This is a genomic window from Stenotrophomonas maltophilia group sp. SKK55, from assembly GCF_057179845.1.
This window is the reverse complement of record NZ_JBXUHP010000054.1, coordinates 1-937: the sequence shown is the minus strand read 5'-3', so window position 1 is coordinate 937 and position 937 is coordinate 1. Positions and strand designations below refer to the sequence as shown.

The 937-nt window shown below is 65.0% G+C and carries 1 protein-coding gene; it reads left to right on the top strand.

Annotated elements, in window-relative coordinates; all coding sequences use genetic code 11:
• Positions 1-937 (top strand): elongation factor Tu (gene tuf, locus AC2A1N_RS16610; protein ID WP_484372915.1); only part of this gene is annotated, 937 nt, incomplete at both ends.

Below are 937 nucleotides of genomic sequence, written 5' to 3'. Positions count from 1 at the left end.
CGCACCAAGCCGCACGTCAACGTCGGCACCATCGGTCACGTCGACCACGGCAAGACCACGCTGACCGCCGCACTGACCAAGATCGGTGCCGAGCGCTTCGGTGGCGAGTTCAAGGACTACTCCTCGATCGACGCCGCGCCGGAAGAAAAGGCACGTGGCATCACGATCTCGACCGCGCACGTCGAATACGAATCCCCGATCCGTCACTACGCCCACGTTGACTGCCCGGGCCACGCTGACTACGTCAAGAACATGATCACCGGTGCCGCCCAGATGGACGGCGCGATCCTGGTGTGCTCGGCCGCTGACGGCCCGATGCCGCAGACCCGTGAGCACATCCTGCTGTCGCGCCAAGTCGGCGTGCCGTACATCGTCGTGTTCCTGAACAAGGCCGACATGGTGGACGACGCCGAGCTGCTCGAGCTGGTCGAGATGGAAGTGCGCGAGCTGCTGAGCAAGTACGAGTTCCCGGGCGACGACACCCCGATCATCGCCGGTTCGGCCCGTCTGGCGCTGGAAGGCGACCAGAGCGACATCGGCGTGCCGGCCATCCTGAAGCTGGTCGACGCGCTGGACAGCTGGATTCCGGAGCCGGAGCGTGCGATCGACAAGCCGTTCCTGATGCCGGTGGAAGACGTGTTCTCGATCTCGGGCCGCGGCACCGTGGTGACCGGTCGTATCGAGCGCGGCGTGATCAAGGTTGGCGACGAAATCGAAATCGTCGGCATCCGTCCGGTGCAGAAGACCACCGTGACCGGCGTTGAAATGTTCCGCAAGCTGCTGGACCAGGGTCAGGCAGGCGACAACGCTGGCCTGCTGCTGCGCGGCACCAAGCGTGACGACGTCGAGCGTGGCCAGGTGCTGGCCAAGCCGGGCACGATCAAGCCGCACACCAAGTTCGAAGGCGAAGTGTACGTCCTGTCGAAGGACGAGGGCG